Source organism: Streptomyces sp. SM18, from assembly GCF_002910775.2.
Lineage (GTDB): Bacteria > Actinomycetota > Actinomycetes > Streptomycetales > Streptomycetaceae > Streptomyces > Streptomyces halstedii.
Map to the genome: position 1 here is coordinate 5,863,448 of NZ_CP029342.1, position 18,713 is coordinate 5,882,160.

12 protein-coding genes are annotated in these 18,713 nt (G+C 74.5%); 11 read left to right on the forward strand and 1 reads right to left on the reverse strand.

What is annotated here, in order from left to right; all coding sequences use genetic code 11:
• Positions 1-107: 107 nt before the first annotated feature.
• Positions 108-1,115: a helix-turn-helix transcriptional regulator gene (locus B9S64_RS26245; protein ID WP_103489521.1), complete on the reverse strand. Its 1,008-nt coding sequence runs from the start codon at positions 1,113-1,115 to the stop codon at positions 108-110.
• A gap of 284 nt (positions 1,116-1,399) precedes the next feature.
• Here B9S64_RS26245 and B9S64_RS34625 point away from each other — a divergent pair, with 284 nt between their 5' ends.
• The 11 genes from B9S64_RS34625 (at position 1,400) to B9S64_RS26300 (ending at position 18,705) form a co-directional block, all read left to right on the forward strand.
• Positions 1,400-1,606: a hypothetical protein gene (locus B9S64_RS34625; RefSeq protein WP_181012172.1), complete on the forward strand. Its 207-nt coding sequence runs from the start codon at positions 1,400-1,402 to the stop codon at positions 1,604-1,606.
• 72 nt (positions 1,607-1,678) lie between these two features.
• Positions 1,679-3,595, forward strand: a complete 1,917-nt coding sequence (locus B9S64_RS26255) for a BTAD domain-containing putative transcriptional regulator (protein WP_103489522.1) — start codon at positions 1,679-1,681, stop codon at positions 3,593-3,595.
• A 158-nt stretch (positions 3,596-3,753) separates the two neighbouring features.
• Positions 3,754-6,045: a TOMM precursor leader peptide-binding protein gene (locus B9S64_RS26260; protein ID WP_109492134.1), complete on the forward strand. Its 2,292-nt coding sequence runs from the start codon at positions 3,754-3,756 to the stop codon at positions 6,043-6,045.
• A complete protein-coding gene (locus tag B9S64_RS26265) occupies positions 6,035-7,981 on the forward strand; it encodes a TOMM precursor leader peptide-binding protein (protein WP_103505174.1) in 1,947 nt (648 codons plus the stop codon). Before B9S64_RS26260 ends, B9S64_RS26265 begins: the two co-directional genes overlap by 11 nt.
• A gap of 44 nt (positions 7,982-8,025) precedes the next feature.
• A complete protein-coding gene (locus tag B9S64_RS26270) occupies positions 8,026-9,636 on the forward strand; it encodes a nitroreductase family protein (protein ID WP_109492135.1) in 1,611 nt (536 codons plus the stop codon).
• Between the two features lie 15 nt (positions 9,637-9,651).
• Positions 9,652-12,426 (forward strand): lantibiotic dehydratase, encoded by a 2,775-nt coding sequence (locus B9S64_RS26275; RefSeq protein WP_103489852.1) that lies wholly within the window; start codon positions 9,652-9,654, stop codon positions 12,424-12,426.
• 173 nt (positions 12,427-12,599) lie between these two features.
• A complete protein-coding gene (locus B9S64_RS26280; protein WP_374936045.1) occupies positions 12,600-13,670 on the forward strand; it encodes a lantibiotic dehydratase C-terminal domain-containing protein in 1,071 nt (356 codons plus the stop codon).
• Positions 13,667-14,905: a metalloprotease gene (locus B9S64_RS26285; RefSeq protein ID WP_258037746.1), complete on the forward strand. Its 1,239-nt coding sequence runs from the start codon at positions 13,667-13,669 to the stop codon at positions 14,903-14,905. Before B9S64_RS26280 ends, B9S64_RS26285 begins: the two co-directional genes overlap by 4 nt.
• 43 nt (positions 14,906-14,948) lie before the next feature.
• The gene (locus tag B9S64_RS26290; protein ID WP_103489853.1) at positions 14,949-15,944 is read left to right on the forward strand and encodes an ABC transporter ATP-binding protein; all 996 of its coding nucleotides are present in this window, start codon (positions 14,949-14,951) and stop codon (positions 15,942-15,944) included.
• Positions 15,941-16,696, forward strand: coding sequence for an ABC transporter permease (locus B9S64_RS26295; protein ID WP_103489855.1), 756 nt, complete (start codon positions 15,941-15,943; stop codon positions 16,694-16,696). The genes B9S64_RS26290 and B9S64_RS26295 overlap by 4 nt, the downstream gene beginning before the upstream one ends.
• The gene (locus B9S64_RS26300) at positions 16,693-18,705 is read left to right on the forward strand and encodes a TOMM precursor leader peptide-binding protein (protein WP_181012194.1); all 2,013 of its coding nucleotides are present in this window, start codon (positions 16,693-16,695) and stop codon (positions 18,703-18,705) included. Before B9S64_RS26295 ends, B9S64_RS26300 begins: the two co-directional genes overlap by 4 nt.
• The last annotated feature ends 8 nt before the right edge of the window (positions 18,706-18,713 follow it).

The following is an 18,713-nucleotide window of genomic DNA, read 5'->3' on the forward strand; positions in this document are numbered from 1 at the left end:
ACCCAGGTGACACCGAATGCCGTTCCGCCCGGCTCTCCCCGGGCGGAACGGCCGCGTGTGAGAGGCAGCCCTCATCCGCCCGGCGGGCGTGGACCGCGGCTCCTGGCTCACGGCCTCGGGCCGCCCGCGGGCAGGTAACCCAGCTGCGCCGCGTGGACGCCCGCCTGGAACCGGCTGCGGGCGTCGAGGTGGCCCAGAAGTCCGGTGGCGATGCGCCGGGCGGTGCGGGGGGAGACGCCGAGCCGTTTGGCTATGGCCTCGTCCGTGTAACCGCGGGCCAGCAGCCGTAGCGTCTCCTGCTGCTGGCGGGTCAGCGAGCGTTCCGGGGTCGGTTCGGCCCGGCCCAGCGGCTCGGCACGGTCCCAGACGCTCTCGAACAGCGCCTCCAGGGCCGCGATGAGCCCCCGCCCGCTCACCACGAGCGCCCCGAGCGAGGAGTCCTGGTCGTCCAGGGCCACCAGGGCGAGCCGGTGATCCGTGATGATCATGCGGGTGCTGAGCGAGGGCGCCGTACGGATCTCGCCGCCGATCGAGGCCAGCCAGTTGACGTGCGCCACCGTGGGGGCGTGGTTGTGGATGCTGTCGAGGTAGACCGTGCGCATGCGCACCCCGCGCTCCAGCAGCTGCCGGTTGAGCGGACGCGAGGCGTGCATGTTCTCCTCGGTCTGCGCACCGCCCGTCGCGAAGGTCAGGATCTCCTCCTCCACCTCCTCGTGCAGACGGGCCAGATAGTCCCGTACGTGGTCCACACCGTCCAGGTGCACCACCGGTGACTCGCCCGCCACCGGGTGCGCGGGCGGGAGCTGGCACAGCAGCGCGGCCACCGCCGCCTCGCCCTGCTCCACCCGCTGACGGCGCGCCGCGAGATCCGCGCGCTGACGGGCCAGCAGCATCTCCAGCCCCAGCCGGGGGTTGACCACGTGCATCCGCCGGGAGTCGTCACCGGCGGCCGGCCGCACCAGCGAGAGGTCGGTCAGCACCTTGACGGCGCCCTCGAACTGGTCGGCCGTCAGCCGGAGCCCGGAACAGTGCTCCGCCGGACTCGCGCCGGGTCGACCGAGCATCGCCCGGTACACCGCCTCCGCCGTGGAGTCCAGCCCCAGGGGGTCGAGCATCGTCCCTCCTCGCCAGGAGACCTGTGCCTCCGAGTGGTTATTGCCGCAGGCAACGATGTCTACTCTTCGGCTCTCCGGTGACGCTTTGGCAAAGATCATGACATGAGCAGGTCTCCTGGGGCAGAGGGCGTCACGCGCCGGGGCCGCCGGGACGTCCGCATGCTGGACGGAAAGGGCCATGGCCTCATCGGTCCAGGGGTCTGACCTTCACCGTTGCCTCGCTTCCGTACAAAACTCGCCATGCTGTCGACCGCTCCCCGCAGATGGTTGGAAGGGCTCCCCACATGACGCAGGTCCACCGCTCGTCCTGTCCGGTCCTCGGAACCCTGGTGCTGGCGGGCTTCGCCTTCGCCGCCCTCACCGCTCCCGCCCAGGCCGCCGCGCCGGCCGTCCCCGCCCCGCACACCGCCTCCGCCCCGGCCGCCGCACCCGCCCCCTTCGACCACCTCCCGGCCCCCGGCCACGGCACGCACGACTTCGGCTGGCAGTAGGACCACGGCGGGCACGGCATCGGCGCGGCCCGGCACGGCCGCGGAGAGGCATGGGGGAAAGGGTGGACGACGGTGCGATTCCAACTGCTCGGGCCTTTGAGCATCACCGACGGACGGGACGTGGTGGTGCTCCCGCCGTCCAAGCCGACCGCGCTGCTGGCCGCGCTGCTCCTCCGCCCGGGATCCGTGGTCTCCACCGACCATCTGCGGGGCGTCGTCTGGGGTGAGGAGCAGCCGACGACGGCCAAGGCCGCCCTCCAGAGCTGTGTGCTGCGCCTGCGTCGGATCTTCGCCAAGTACGGCATCGAGGACCAGGCCGTCGTGGCGGTCGCCGGCGGCTACCGCATCCAGGCCGACACCGAGACCCTGGACCTGCTGCACTTCCGCCAACTCGTGGACCGCGCGGGCACGTCCGGGGAGGAGGCCGAGCTGTACACGCTGCGCGCCGCCCTCGCCCTGTGGCAGGGCCCGCTGCTCGCCAACGTGCCCTCCGACCTCCTGCACCGGGACGAGGTGCCGAGGCTGGCCGAGGAGCGGCTGAGGGTGCTGGAGCGGGTCTGCGACATCGAGCTGGAGCACGGCCGCTACCGCGAGACCCTCGTCGATCTGTGGGAGGTTACGCGCGTATACCCGGCCCATGAGCGGTTCACCGAGCAACTGATGCTCGCCCTCTGCCGGACCGGCCGGCAGACCGAGGCGCTGGCCGAGTACCGGCGGATCAAGGAGCACCTGCGCGAGGAGCTGGGCGTGGACCCCCGTGCCGAACTCCAGCGTCTGGAACTGGCCATCCTGCGCGGCGACGACCTGGGAGCGGTTGACACGGGCCGCGCCCCCGTGCCGTTCGCACTCCGGGGCACCCACCCGGGAACCGGCACCCCCGCGGTCCAGGAGCACGAGCGGGCGGCACACCACCAACAGCCGGCCGCCCCCGAGGCGGCGCCCCTCCCCACCGTGCCCGGTTTCACTGGACGTGTGAGGGAAGTGAAGTCGCTCACGGAACTTCTGACGGGTGGTCAGCAAGACGGCGCGTCAGGTGCAGATATGGGCACGGAGAACCGGTCCCCGGTGGCCGTGCTCTCCGGAGCCCCCGGCATCGGCAAGACCGCGCTGGCCCTGCACGTCGCCCACCTGGTGCGCGGCCACTACCCCGGCGGCCGCCTGCTGCTGCCCCTGACCCGCCCCGACGGCACACCGCTCACGGCCGGGGAGGCGCTCGGCGCACTCCGCGAGGCGTCGGCCGGGCAGCCCGGGACCGGCCCCACCCTGCTCGTCCTCGACGACGCCGTCCACCCCGACCAGGTACGCCCGCTGCTCGCCGCCAACGCGCGAGGCGCCACGATCGTCACCAGCCGGATGGGCCTGGCCGCGCTCGTCGCCACCCACGGCGGCACCGTGCACCGGCTCGGCGCCCTGGAACCGCGGGAGTCGCACGCCCTGCTCACCGCCGTGGTCGGCCGGGAACGGATCGGGGCCGAACCGTCGGCCGCCCTGCTCCTGGCCTCCGTGTGCGGGCACCACCCGCTCGCCCTGCGCATCGCGGCCGCCCGGCTGCTCACCCGGCCCCGGCTGCGGCTGGCCGACTGCGCGGACTGGCTGCGGCGCGACCTGCCCGCCCGGCTCAGCCTGGCCGACGACCCCCGGATGTCCGTACCGCTGACGCTGGACGAGGCCCTGGAGCGGCTCCCCCCGGCCCTGGCCGAGGCCCATCTGCGCCTGGGGTCCACCCCGCACGACGTGCTCACCACCGGCCGGGCCGCCGCGGTCCTCGGGATCGCGGAGGGGACGGCGGAAGAGGTGATGGAACGCCTCCTGGACGCCGGACTCCTGGAGGAGGGGCGGCCAGGGGCGTTCTGGATGCACGACCTGCTGAGGGCCCACGCCCGCCGCGCGACGGCCTTACCGCCCGGCCCGGTACCGGACCCGGCGCACCCGTCCTGGCGCGAGCGGATCCCCCCGGTGGGCCGTACCAGCCCGGCCGCCCTGCGCTGACGGCGAGCCCGCCGGCGCACCCGAGTCCGCTTACCCGCCCTGGTGCACGTCCCCGCCTGCCCGGCCGCGCCCCGCAGGCACCCCCGACCACCCCCTCACAGGCCAGGCCCGCACCCGGGCCGTACGCCCCGTCCCAGACCAAGAGGTGTGACGCACGCATGGCAACAACGCCGTACGCAGAGACCGCCGGAACCCGGCCGCGAGTCCGTCGCGACGTCCTGTTCACCGAGACCCCCGACGGCGTGATCTTCCACAACGCCGACGGCGGCTTCCAACTGACCGCCAAGTCCGGCTACCGCTTCGCCACCCTGCTGGTCCCGCACCTGGACGGCGCCAGAACCGTCGAGGAGATCTGCCAGGGCTTCGGGGACCGGCAGAGAGCCATGGTGGGCGAACTCGTGAAAGCGCTCTACGCGCGTGGCTTCGCCCGCCCCGTGCCCGCCCCGGACGAGACGGCCGGGTCCCTGGTGACCGCCCCGCCCGCCGCCGCCCGCTTCGCTGAGCAGATCGCCTACGTGGACCACTACGCCGACGACGCCGACGCCCGGTTCGCCCGCTTCCGTGACACCCGCGTCGCCGTCCTCGGCCACGGCCCGGTGGCCCGCTGGTGCGTCCTGTCCCTGATCCGCAACGGCTGCGCCACCGTGGCCGTGGACCCCGCCCTGCCGGCCGGCACGGGCGGCGTCACCCCCGAGGAGTTCGCGACGGTCCATCAGGAGGCGGCCGACCTCGCCGAACAGGGCTGCCCGGTGGAGCTGGCCGTGCTGCCCGCCTCCGGCCCCGAGGGCTGGGCGGCGTACTCGGGGTACGACGTGGTCGTGGCCGCAGGCGGTCCCGACGTGCCGTCCACGGTGCTGCCGCTGCTCCGGGAAGGCGTCCCGGAGGGCCGGACACTGCTGCCTGCCTGGACGTTCGGACAACGGGCCGTCGTCGGACCGGTGATGACGGCGGACTCGACGGGCTGCTGGTCCTGCGCCGCCCTGCGGCTGGGCGCCTCCGGCGGCGCGGCGGACGCGGCCGCCGCCGACCTGTGGAGCGGTCTGGCCCTCGGCACCGGCTCGTCCGGCGCGCAGCCGGCGGGCCCGCTCGCCGCGATGCTCGGCAACCTCCTCGGGTACGAGGTGTTCCGGCTGGTCACCGGGGCGCTGCCGGCCGAGACCCGGGGGCAGGTCCTCATCCAGGACATGGCCTCCTTCGACGTCGCCTCGGAACGCCTGCTGCCACATCCCCGCTGCCCGTTCTGCGCGGCCCCCGCGCGGAGCCCGGAGCCCGTCGACCTGTCCGCCGCCCCGGCTCGCCCGGCGTTCCTCCCCACGGTCGCCACCGCCCCCGACGACGACGCCGCGCAGGGCCCGCTCGCCGAACTGGAGCGCCGCTCCGCGCTGGTCCGCCCGCACACCGGGGCCTTCACCCGGTACGCGGACGAGCCCGTGACGCAGACCCCGCTCAAGGTCGGGTCCGTCGTCCTCGGCGCCGGGCCGCGCGGCCCCCGGACCGTCACCGCCTTCGACGTCCACCACACCGCCGGGGCCCGGCTGCGGGCACTGAACGCCGCCGCCACGGTCTACGCGGAGCACGTGGTCCCCGCCGCCCGCGCCGCCGGGACCCTGGACGGCCTCCCCGCCGTCGCCCCGGAGACGCTCACCGTCGCCTCCGGCACGGGCGGCACCGGGACCGACTCCGTGTGGACCCTGGCCACCTCGCTCGTCACCAAGGAGGAGGTGCGGGTGCCCGCCGGGGCCGTACGCCCCTTCGGCACGGACAACGCCGACCGCCGCTTCGAGCCGACCCGGGCCGGTGCGGGCGCCGGGACGGACCTCCCGGAGGCGGCCGCCGCCGGTCTGCTCTCCGCCCTCGCCCACGACGCGCTGCGCCGGGCGGTCCGGGGCGACGGGGAGGTGGCGGTGATCGCCCCCGAGAGCTTCGGCGAGGACCCGGAGACGGTGTTCCTGCTGCGGTCCGCCGCCCACCTCGGGGTGCGGGTGGAACTGCTCGACCTCGGCGAACACGCGTACTCCGGCGCGTCCGTGGTGCTCGCCCGGACCACCGGGACGGCGGACGGCTCCGGGCCGGGCGACGGCTCCCTCGCCCCCGGCAGCTGGGCCGTGGGCGCCGCCCTGGACCGCACGGCCGCCGCCGTGGACGCCGTACGCGACCTCCTCGGCGCCGCCCAACTCGCCTCCGAGGCACCCGAGTCCACCGGTGGGGGCCTCGACGCCGGGGACCCGCTGATGCGCGACCTGGACGCCGCGCTCATCCCCGTCACCGGCTCCGGACCCGCCGCTCCCGCCGCTTCGGGCGAGACCGTGGACTGGACGCGTGTCCTCGAACGCCTGGCCGCCGCCGGGCGGGACGCGCTCGTCGTGCCGACCCACGCCGCCGACCTGCCCACGGCGGGCATCCACACCGTGCGCGTCCTGCTCACCCGGGCGGTCACCGATGCGGGCTGAACCGACGGCCCGCCCCGGGCCCGCCCCCGTACGGGCCGCCGCCGAGCCCGCCCCCGCCCGGTCCGCGAGCGCCCGCCGGTTCACCGCCGCCCTGCGCGACGCCCTCGACGAGATCGCGGCCCCCGCCGGACGCCCCACCGCGACGGCCGCCCCCCTCGGCGTCCGGGACGCCTACACGGACGACCCCGCCGGGCCCGTACCCGGCGGGCACGTCCCCGTCCACCTCTACGGACGCCAGGTGCTGGTCGGACCGTGGCCCGGCGACGGCGGCCGGGCGGCGGGGTGCGCGAGCTGCCTGGCCCGCAGATGGCAGGGCGTGCGCTCGGTCTCCCTGCGTGAAGGGCTCGAACGGGGCTCCGGCACCCGGTCGGTGGGCGCGTGGCCGTACGCCACCCCGTTCGCCGCCACCGCCGTGGCCGCGCTGCTCGCGGGACTCGCGGACCAGGAACCCGGCCCCGGCCCCTACCCGCGCGTGCACCTGCTGGACCTGGACGCCATGACCGTACGCAGCCACCCCCTCGTCCCGGACCCGGAGTGCCCCGTCTGCGGGGCGCCCGGACCGGACACCGCGGAGGCGGCCGCGCTCACCCTGGAGCCCGCGCCGAAGCACCGGCCCGGAGCCTTCCGGGTACGCCGGATCGAGGACTACCGGCTGCCCGTGGACGCCTTCGCCAACCCGCACTGGGGCGCGCTCGGCCCCTCCGTGGTCTGCGACGTCGCCTCCACCACCACCTCCGCCACCATCGGCTGCTTCTCCACCCGGTCCGGGGAGTACCTGCGCGAGACGTTCTGGGGCGGCCACGCCGCGAGCTACGCGGACAGCCTGGGCATCGGCGTGCTGGAAGGACTGGAGCGGTACGCGGGGATGCGCGCCCGGGGACGGACCACCGGCCTCACCGCCTCCCTGGAGGACCTCGGCCCGGACGCCGTCGATCCCCGCGAGACCGGCCTGTACTCCGAGGAGTTCTACCGCGACAACCCACGGGTGCGGCCCTTCACCCCGGACCGGGAGATCCCCTGGGTGTGGGGCTGGTCCCTGCGCGACGCGAAACCCCGCCCGGTCCCCGAGATCCTCGGCTACTACCACGCCCCCGGCCTGGAGAACCGGTTCGTGCAGGAGAGCTCCAACGGCTGTGCCTCCGGCGGCAGTCCGGCCGAGGCCGCGTACTTCGGGCTGATGGAGGTCATCGAACGCGACGCCTTCCTGCTCGCCTGGTACGGGCAGGTGCCCCTGCGGGAGATCGACCCGGCGACCAGCACCCGCCCCGCCACCCGGCACATGGTGGACCGGCTCGCCCTGTACGGCTACCGGGCCCGCTTCTTCGACACCCGGGTCAGCTTCCCCGTCCCCGTGGTCACCGCCGTCGCCGAACGCTTCGACGGCGGCACCGGACGCATGTGCTTCGGGGCGGGCGCGGGCCTCGACCCCGAGTCCGCGCTCGACTCGGCCCTCTGCGAGATCGCCACCGACTCGGTCAACCTCGTCGGCCGGACCCGCCGCGACGAGGCCCGGCTGCGCGCCATGGCCGAGGACTTCACGAAGGTCACCACTCTCCACGACCATCCGCTGGTCTACGGCGTCCCCGAGATGGGGCGGCACGCCGACTTCCTGCTGAGGCAACCGGACTCCCGCCCGCCGCTGCGCGTCGCCGACGTGCGGTGGCCCGGCCCGGACGGCGCCCCGGCCGCCCCCGATCTGAGGGAGGACCTGCTGCGCTCGGTGGCCGCCGTCACCGCCGCCGGGTTCGACGTGGTCGTCGTGGACCAGACCCTGCCCGAACAGCGCGCCCTCGGCCTGCACACGGTGAAGGTCCTGGTGCCCGGCCTGGTCCCCATCGACTTCGGCTGGTCCCGGCAGCGCGCCCGCCACATGCCCCGGACGCGCACCACGCTCACCGCGGCCGGCCTCAACCCCGCCCCGCACCCGTTCCCGTGACGGCCCGTCCGTACCGCACGCCCATCCGAAAGGGGGCCGGCCCCATGGGGTACGCCCACGAGTACGCCGACGCCGTCCTGCACCGGGGACGCGTCCCGATGGAACCCGCCGACTTCGTCCCCGACTGGGCCGACGGCCCGCGCAAGGGGAAGTTCTACCCCGGCGTGGAGTCCTACGCCCTGCCGGACGGCGACGACCTGCCCGACCCCCCGGCCGCCCCCGGCCTCCTTCCGTCCGGCGGCGGACCGGACGGCCGTCCCGGCGGGTTCACGCTGCCGCTGCTGTCCGCGATGCTCAAGGACTCCTACGGGCTGACCGGGCGCCGCCTGGGCGTCCAGGCCAACAGCGACCTGTCCGGACTGCCCTTCTACACCCACGCCAACTGGTCCCGGGGCACCGCGGGCGGCGGCGGGCTCTACCCGGTCAGCATCCACTGGGCGTCCGGCCCGTCCGGACCGCTCACCCCCGGCCTCCACTACTACGACGTCCACCGGCACGCCGTGCAGCGGCTCCTCACCGGCGACGTCTCGGCCCGGATCCGCGAGGCGCTGGGCCCGGACGCGCCCGCCGAGGCGCTGGAGACCGACCAGTACCTGGTCCTCGGCGTCAAGTACTGGCAGAACACCTTCAAGTACAACAGCTTCTCGTACCACGTGGTCTCCACCGACCTCGGAACGGTCGTGCAGACCTGGCGCATCTGGGCCGCCGCCCACGGGCTGCGCACGGCACCGGTGCTCTGGTTCGACGAGCCCCGGCTGAACGGACTGCTCGGCGCCCCCGGCGAGGAGGAGGCCGTCTTCGCCGTCGTCCCGCTGCACTGGGCGGGCCAGGAGGGACCGCCGCGCACCCCGGGCGCGCCCGGACCCGATCCGGCGGTCGTCCACCGCGACCTGGAACGCTCGCGCACCGTCCTGGACTTCCCGACCGTCCGCGCCATGCACGCCGCGACCACCGAGCGCGCCACGGACCGGCCCCCGGCGGGCGCGCTCGCCACGGCCGCCGCCCTCGCCACCCCGTCCGGCGGCACCCGGGTACCGCTGCCCGCCCCCGCCTTCCCCGACGTACCCGTACGCCGGGCGTTGCGCTCCCGGCGCAGCAGCTTCGGCCGCTTCGACGCGGCCCGCCCGGTCACCCCCGCGCAGCTCTCCGCCGTCCTCGCGGCCTGCGCGGCGACCACCCTGGACAGCGACGCGGACCCGGCGGGCACGGTGCGGCTGGCCCGGCTGTACGCCTTCGTCAGCCATGTGGAGGGCGTCGAGCCGGGCGCGTACGCCTACGACCCGGACACCGGGGCGCTGCGGCTCGTGGACGCGGGGCCGCAGGGAGCCTTCCTCCAGGACACCTACTTCCTGGCCAACTACAACCTGGAACAGGCCGGGGCCGTCCTCGTGCCGACCGTCCGGACCACGGCCGTCCTGGACGCGGTGGGGGACCGGGGCTACCGGCTCGCGGTCGGCACCGCGGGCGCCGTGGCACAGACGTTCTACGTGGCGGCCGCCGCGCTGGGCCTCGGCGCGGGCGTGGCCCTGGGCTTCGACAACATCTCCTACATCGAGAAGCTGGGCCTCGGCGACGGCGACGAGGCACCCCTGCTGATCATGCCGCTCGGCAACGAACGACCCCGGCCCGCCGACTTCCGCCACGAGATCGCCTGACGGGGAGACCGCCCGATGACACTCATGACCTCCGACACCGCCGCCCCCACCACCCGCTGGGAACCGGGCCGGCGCTTCCTGCTCCGCGCCGCCGGGCTCCCCGTCGAGTCCGTCCGCGGCCTGCGGTGCGCGGGCACCCGCCGGTGGGCCGACCAGGTCCTCGACGGGGAGGAACGCCTCACCGAGGGCGGCGCCGCCCTCAGCGACCTGCTGCACGGCCTGGTCGAGGCCGCCGACGCCACCGGCGGCGACGCCCGCCGGGCCCTGCTCACCCTGCGGCGCCAGGTGTACAACAACCGCCTGCCCGCCGACCCCGGGGCCGCCGTACGCCTGGTCGCCGCCCTGGACGAGACCGCCGGGGCGCGGACCGCCGCCTGGCTGGACGACCGTGCCGCCCACGGCCGGCTCCTCGCCGAGGGGCCCGCCCTGCTGGCCGGTGAACTGCGTTCCGCACGAGCCGAGTTGCGCCGCGCCCTGTCCCGGGACCGGCTGCGGCTCGGTCTGCTGCTCGCCTCGCCCACCCTGGACGGCCGGCTCGACGGCTATCTGCGCGACACCTCGCCCGAACCGGGCAAGCGGATGCGGAAGATCGAGCGGTCCGCGCTCACCTACCTCTACCGCACGGCCTGCAAGACCAGCCCCTTCAGCACGCTCACCGCCGTCGCGGCCGGCACCTTCGACGACGGTCCGGCGGACGGCACGGCCCGGGACACGCCTGCTCTGCGGATCGACGGGGAGTGGCGGAGCCAGGTGCGGCTCAACGTCGTCGCCCTGGGACGGCTGGCCGACCTGATCATGGCCGACCCGGTGCGCCGCCAGGACCTCCCCGTCGTCCTGTCGCCGGGCTGGGGCCGCGACGAGGACCGCATCCGCTACGTCCGCCAGTGGGTGACCACGGGCGACGACAGCGCGGCCGTCACCTTCGACGCGGTCCGCGACCGGCTCTTCTACCTCCGCAACAGCGGCACCCTGGAACGCCTGCTCGCCTTCTTCGGCAGCCACGACCGGCCGCGCCACCGCGACCTCGTGGCACGGCTGCGCGCCGAGCACGGCGCCGACGAGGCCGAGTGCGAGCGGTACGCGGCGGCCCTGCTCCAGCTCGGCATGGTCCAGGTCCCCGGCCTGCGCACCGACGTGCACAGCCCCGACCCGCTGGGCTCCTTCCAACAGGCCCTGCGCGCCCTGGCGGCACCGTGGGCCGACACGGTGGCCGACGCCCTGGGCGGTCCGGCCGCCTGCCTGGCCGCGTACCCGGCGGCCCCGCTCGCCGAGCGGCGCACCCTGCTGCACACCCTGCGCGAACAACTCCTGGACGTACAGCGCGACTTGGGGGCCCAGGCGCCCGCCCTCCCGCAAACCCTGCTGTACGAGGACGTCAGCGCGGGCGACGACGTGACCGCCCCGGGCGGCCTGCTGGCGGGGGAGACGGGCCGGTCCCTGCGGGCGGTCGAGGGCATCCTGCCGATGTTCGACATCACCCTGCCCCAGCGCATCACCCTGCACGGCTTCTTCACGGCCCGCTACGGGCGCGGCGGGCGCTGCGACGACCTGCTCGGCCTGGTGCACGACTTCCACGAGGACTTCTTCGACCAGTACATCTCCTTCACCGCCAAGCGCACCGCCTTCGACGAGACGGGCCGCTACGTCCCCGAGGAGAACTGGCTCGGCCAGAGCGCGCTGCGGACCCTGGACGACGCCCGACGCCACTTCGCCACCGGTATGGCACGGCTCTGGGAGGAACACGGCACGGCCGACGAGATCCACCTGCCGGACGGGCTCCTGACCTCCGTCGCGGACCAACTGGCGCCCCTGGCATCCGACTTCGTCCCGCAGAGCCACCACCTCCAGGTCGCACGCCCCGGCCCGGACCGTCCGGGCGAGCCGCTGGTCGTCCTGAACCGTTCCTACGGCGGACTCGCCTTCCCCTTCAGCCGCTTCACCCATGTGTACGACACACCGGGCGCGGACGGACCCGGCCTCTCCGCGCGGCTGCGCGCGGAACTGCGCGAACGGCAGCCGGAGGGAGCCGTGTTCGCGGAGTTGACGGGCGGTCAGATCACCAGCAACCTCAACCTCCACGGGCGGCTGACCGACTTCCAGATCGTCTGCCCCGGCGAGACCTCCACCGTCCCCGAGGCGGACCGCCTCCACCTGGACGATCTGTACCTGGAGCACGACGAGGCCACCGACCGGCTCGTCCTGCGCTCACGCCGGCTGGACCGCGAGGTCGTCCCCGTCTACCTCGGCTACCTCGTCCCGGTGGCCCTGCCCGAGATCCCCCGCACCCTGCTGCTCCTCTCGCCGAGCACCATGACCCCCACCGACCTCTGGGGCGGCGTCCCCGAGAGCCCGTCCGTGGACGGCGTGACCCGCCGCCCCCGCGTACGCCACGGCGACGTCGTGGTCAGCCGCCGCAGCTGGACGGCCGACGCCGCCGCCCTCCCGGTCCGCGCCCCCGGGACCGACGCGTCCGGGTGGTTCCTCCAGTGGCGGCGCTGGCGCCGCGCGCACGGCCTGCCCGACCAGGTCTTCGCCACGACGCTCCGCGACGGACGCCGGGCGCTGGGCGCCAAACCCCTGTACGTGGACTTCGACAGCCCCCTGTCCCTCACCGCGTTCGACGCCCTGGTGGACCGCGAACCGGGCACCACCGTGGTCCTGCGCGAGATGCTCCCGACCGAGGACGGGCTGCACCTCACCTCGGACGAGGGCCACCACGTGGCCGAACTCGCCGTAGAGACCTTCACCTCCCGCTCCCGCACCGAGGACGGCCCCACATGCCCGAACTGAACCCGCCCCGCCCCGCCCCGGCCGCCGTGCTGACCGAACCCGCCGCCGTGACGGCCCACCAGGTAGCCGTGACGACAGATCAGGTCACGGTGACGGAACGACCCGTCGCCGCGACGGCGGAGCCGGGGGAGTGGATCGCCCTGCACGTCTTCTACGCCGCCAGCCCGCAGCCGATGCTCGTCAACTGCGTACGCCCCCTGGTGGACCAGCTCACCGGCGAGGGGCTGCTGGCCGGTCACTTCTTCATCAACTACTGGCTGGAGGGCCCTCACGTCCGGCTGCGTCTGCGCCCCGCGAGCGCCGCCGCCGCGCCCGAGGTGCTGCGCCGGGCCGAGGAAGCGCTGACCGCGTTCCTGCGGACCCGTCCCGCGCTGTACGAGGTGGACTCGGGCTTCCTCAAGGACTTCTACAACGCCCTGTTCGACATCGAGTTCCCCGGCGAGGACCGGGACCGCTTCATGGGCGAGGACGGCCGGATGAACCTGCGGCCCAACAACTCCTTCAGCCGCGAGCCCTACGCCCCCGAGTACGCCAAGTACGGCGGGCCCGCCGGGGTGGAGCTCGCCGAATGGCACTTCCGGCACTCCAGCGACCTGGTCATGGACGCCTTCCGCACCAAGAACCTGCACCTGCGCACCGTACTGCTGGGCACCTCCGCCCAGTTGATGATGGTGATGGCGAGCTGCTTCCTGCCGGAGGAGGACCGCCTCGCCGACTACCTCGACGGCTACTACGAGTTCTGGCACCGCGCCTTCCCTGGCACCGGGTTCATCGGCTCGAAGGAGTACGAGAAGAACTACGCCGAGATGGCGCCGCCGCTGGGCCGCCGCTTCGCCGAGATCCGTGCCGCCGTCGCCGCGGGCGAACTTCAGCGGCTCCCCGGGTTCCTGCGGGGCTGGGCCACCCACTGCCTGGAGCTGCGGGCCCGCATCGAGGACCTCACCGTCCGGGGCGAGCTGGCCTTCCCGGTCTGGGACGGGCCCGCCCGGGAGGACACCGGGCAGCAGCGCGCACAACCGGCGGACGCCGCGCCGCTTCAGACGCTCACCCATGTGCCGGCCGTGCTGCCCCGGCTGCTCTCCCCGTACATGCACATGACCAACAACCGGTTGCACGTGACGATCCGGGACGAGGCCTATCTCTCCTTCGTCCTCGGCCAGGTCCTCAGGGAACCGGGCACGGCGGACGGGTCGGCGGCGGCGGACGGGTCGGCGGCGGGCGGCCCCGAGGCGGCCACGCCATGACCGACACCCCCGACAGAGCCGCGTCACCCCCGGGCACCACCACGGCACCCGCCGCGCCCGAGTCCGCCGGGGCCGCCCCGGCCGCACCCGTACCCGACGCATCCGCCCCGGCCGCACCCGCCCCGGACGCCCGCACCGCCGCCGTCCGGGCCTACCGCCCCGCCCTGCGGGACGGCGTCCTGCTCAGCGGGCCCCTGCTGCGCGGCCCCCGTACCGTGCACCTGATCCGGCACCCCGCCACCGGTGCCGCGTTCGAGGCCGGGGTCAAGGAGTTCTTCCTCCTCTCCCGGCTCGACGGGACCAGCAACCTCGACGACCTCGCGCCCGCCTACGCCGCCCGCTTCGGCCGCCGGCTGGACGAGGGCAACTGGAACCGGCTCCTCGGCCTCCTCGGCAGCCGGGGCCTGCTCGACGGGGCCCCCGACCCGCCGCCGCCCGCACCGGCCCCCACCCGCACCGGCACCTTCTGGCGCGGCACCCGCCGGATGGTCGCCGACGCGGACGCGACCACCGCCCGCCTCCACCGGTTCCTGCGCCCGCTCCTGCACCCCGCGCTCCAACTGCCGCTGCTGGCAGCCGTGCTGGCCATGGAAGTGGCACTTGTCCTGCACTTCGGTGAACTCATGGACGGTACACTGGAGTTGTTCCGGCAACCCGTGGTGCTGGCGGCGGTCGCCCTGTTCCTCTGGTTCAGCATCACCGTCCACGAACTCGCCCATGGTGTCGCGGCCCAGCACTACGGCGGTCATGTAGCCGAGATCGGGCTGCGCTGGAGATTCCCGGCAGCGATGCTCTACTGCACCGTCGACAACTACCTCTTCCTCCCGGGCCGCCGCGCCAAGCTGGTCATCGCCGGCGCGGGCGCCCACATCAACCTGCTGCTCCTGCTGCCGTTCGCCCTCTGGTGGGCCCTCCTCGACGGCGACGACCCGGCCCGCCCGCTCCTGGCCGGACTGCTGTTCCTCGGCAGCGTCCAGGGACTCAGCAACCTCGTCCCGCTGCCGCCGCTCGACGGCTACCGGATGCTCGGCCACGCCCTGGGCGCCGCCCACCTGGCCCCCGAGACCCGCACCTATCTGGCGCTGCGCGCGGGCCGCGGCGGCGCCGAGGCGACCGCCGCCTACCCCCGCCGGGCCAGGACCCTCTACACGGCGTACGGCATCGGATCGGCCCTCCTGCTCCTCCTCGCCGTGACCGGCACCTGCACGGTGGCGGTCCTCCTGCTGCTGCGGTGACCCGACCGCGCGACCGCCCCCGACCCGAAGGATCACGCACCACATGAGTGAGGTACAGGCCATGCGACCCACACCCACCGACGGCCCCGACCCGGCCCCCGCCGTCCGCGTCCAGGGGGTGTCGAAGCGGTACGGCGACCGGCAGGCCGTCGACGACGTGTCCCTGGACATCCACCGCGGCGAGTTCTTCGGCCTCCTGGGCCCCAACGGGGCGGGCAAGTCCACCCTGGTGGAGATCATGGAGGGCCTGCGCCAGGCCGACTCGGGCTCCGTCGCGCTGTTCGGGGAGCCGCCCTGGCCCCGCAACACCGCGCTGCTGCCACGCCTCGGCGTACAGACCCAGTCCTCCGCGTTCTTCGTCCGGCAGACCGCGCACGAGCACCTGCGGACCGTCGCCGCGCTCTACGGGGTCGCACGCGCGGCCGTCGACGCCACCCTGGAATCGGTGGGACTGACCGAACAGCGCGACATCCAGGTGGAGAGCCTCTCCGGCGGTCAGCGCCAGCGGCTCGCCATCGCCTCCGCCCTGGTGCACGGCCCCGAGCTGATCTTCCTGGACGAGCCGACCGCCGCCCTCGACCCGCAGGCCCGCCGCGCCCTGTGGGAGGTGCTGCGCGCCCTCAAGGCCGAGGGCCGCACCATCGTCTACACCACGCACCACCTGGACGAGGCCGAAGCCCTCTGCGACCGCATCGCCATCCTGGTGGACGGCAAGGTCGCGGTGACCGACTCCCCGCACAACCTCGTCGGCGCCTCCGAGGCCCCCAGCCGGCTGATGCTGCCGCTCGGCCGGCTCGACGAACAGCAGGCGGCCGCCATCTCCGGCGTGGACCGGGTCACCGTCCAGGGCGGCTCCCTCGTCCTGGAGACCCGGACGGCCGGACAGGTCCTCAGCGCCGTCGACCAGCTCACCGGACTGGACGGCGTGCAGACCCGCACCGCCAGCCTCGAAGACGTCTACCTCGACCTGACCGCCCGGCTCACCAGTGCCCCGCAGTCCCCCCTCCGCACCGCCGAGACCACGGAGCACCAGCCATGAGCGCGTACGCCGCACTGACCGGAGCGGGCTACCGCGCCCAGGTCCGCGACAAGACCACCCTCTTCTTCACCTTCGCCTTCCCGCTCCTCTTCCTCGTCGTCTTCGGCCTCATCTTCCGAGGCCAGGACGTCGAACAGAGCGGACTGTCCTATCTCTCGTACACCGCCGCCGGAGTCCTGTCCTGGGGTGTGGCGAACGCCGCCGTCTTCGGCATCGCGTTCACGCTCATGCAGTGGCGCACCGACGACATCCTCCGGCTGATCCGGATGTCCCCGGCCCCGCTGTCCGCCGTCATCGGCTCCCGCTACGCCCTCGCCCTGGTCGTCGGCGCCGTCCAGTCGCTCCTGTTCGTCGGCGTCGCCATGCTGCCGCTGTTCGGACTGGAACCCGCCTCCGGCTGGCCGCTGCTGATCCCCGTGATGGTCCTCGGCATCACCACCTTCCTGCTGCTCGGCGTGATCATCGGCTCCTTCGCGAACACCCCCGAGTCCGTCGCGGCCGTCGCCAACTTCCTGATGCTGCCCATGGCGTTCCTGTCCGGGTCCTTCTTCCCGCTGGACGCCATGCCGGACTGGCTCCAGAAGGTCTCCCTGGTCATGCCGCTGCGCTACCTCAACGACGCCGTCTCCCACGCGCTGACCGGACGCGGCGACCTCTCCGACGTCACGGTCGGATGCGCCGGACTGGCCGTCTTCGCCGTGGTGTTCGGCGCGGTGGCGGTCAAGACGTTCCGCTGGACGAGGTCGTCATGAGCACCTTGACGCGGCCCCTGCCGCAGCCGATGGACCTCGCCCGGTCCGCCCTCCACACGGCGCTCGCCGACCGCCTCGGCCGCCCCGTCGCCGTCGTCCCGGTGGGCGCGACCGACGCGGCCGCCACCCTCGGCGACCGGGGCGCCCCCGATCCGTGGGCCGCCGCACGTCCCGGCGCCCGCGTCCATCTCACGGCCTCCGCCGTACTGATCGGCCCCTGGGGCGGCGACGGCACCCAGCCTGCCTGCGGACGCTGCCTGGCGATGCGCTGGCAGCGGTTGCGCAGCCGCAGCGAACGCGACGCCCTGGAGACCGGCGGCCCCGACGGCCCCCGCCCGGCCGGCCAGTGGCCGCTGCTCACCGCCTACACGTACGACACGGTCGCCGCCCTCTGCGACGCCCTGCTGGACGACGCCCTGCTGGACGACGCCCTGCCGGGCGGTGCCCTGGTGGGCGGTGCCCTGGTGGGCGGTGCCCGCCCCGAACCGCCCGCCACCGCCCCCGCCGACCGCGCCCTGCCCCAGGTCACCCGCCTCGACCTGGCCACCCTCCAGGCGCGCACGTACCCCCTGCTGCCCGACCCCCTCTGCCCCGACTGCGCCCCGCCCCGCACCACCGCCGACGCACGGCCGCAGGCCCTCACCGCCCGCCCCAAACCCGACCCCGGCACCTACCGGCTGCGCTCCGCGTCCTCGTACCCCGTCCCGGAGGCGGCCCTCGCCAACCCGGTCTGCGGCGCCCTGGGCGGCGGCACCTGGATCAACGTCACCTCACCGACGACCGCGCCGGTCGCCGGAAGCGTCTTCGTACGCGGCTACGCCGGGCTCAACGACGTCACCTGGAGCGGCCAGGAGAACGCCTTCTCCACCAGCCGCACCCTCGCCTTCCTGGAGGGCCTGGAGCGCTACGCCGGAACCCACCGGCGTGGCCGCACCACCCCCGTCACCGCCTCCTACAACGACCTCGGGGCCGACGCCGTGGACCCCGCGACCTGCGGTTTCTACGACCCCCGCACCTACCGCGACGACCCGCTGGTGGACCCCTTCGACCCGGACCGCCCCATCCCCTGGGAGCGGGGCTGGTCCCTGCGCGACGACCGGCCCGTGCTGGTTCCGTCCCGCCTCGTCTACTACAGCGCCGGAGTGGCCGCCGACAACTTCGTCTTCGAGTGCTCCAACGGCTGCGCCATCGGCGGCTGCCTGGAGGAGGCGGTCCTCGGCGGCCTGCTCGAACTCGTCGAACGTGACGCCTTCCTGAACGCCTGGTACGGCAACGCCCGCCTCACCGAGATCGACATGGCGACCGTCGGGGGCCGGACCGCCGCCGCGATGGTGGAACGGGCCGCGCTCCAGGGCTACGACGTCCATGTCCTGGACAACCGCATCGACCTGGCCGTCCCCGTCGTCACCGCGCTCGCCGTACGCCGCGACGGCGGCCCCGGCACCCTCTCCTTCGCGGCGGCCGCCTCGCTGGACCCGCTCGGCGCCGTCGAGGGCGCCCTGTCGGAGGTGCTCACCTATATCCCCCACCTCTCCCGCCAGACGGAGGAACGACGGCCCGAACTGGAGGCCATGGCTGACGACTTCTTCCAGGTCCGCCACCTCAAGGACCACGCCCAGCTCTACGGCCTGCCGAGGATGGCGGAGCACGCCCGTACCTACCTGGAACCCCTGGCGGTACGCCCCTTCGACACGGTCTACCAGGACTGGGAGTCCACCGGCCGCCCCCGCACCGGGGACCTGCGCGACGACGTCCTGGCGGTGACCGGCGAACTGGTCGGGGCCGGCCACGACGTGATCGTGGTGGACCAGACCACCCCGGAGCAGGAGCACATGGGCCTGCGCACCGTCAGCACCCTGGTGCCCGGCCTGCTGCCGATCGACTTCGGCTGGAACCGTCAGCGCGCCCCGCTCATGCCCCGGCTGCGCACCGCACTGCGGCGCGGCGGCCACCGCACCACGGACCTGACGGACGCCGAGATCCGTATGGTTCCGCACCCGTTCCCGTAGGGCGGTCC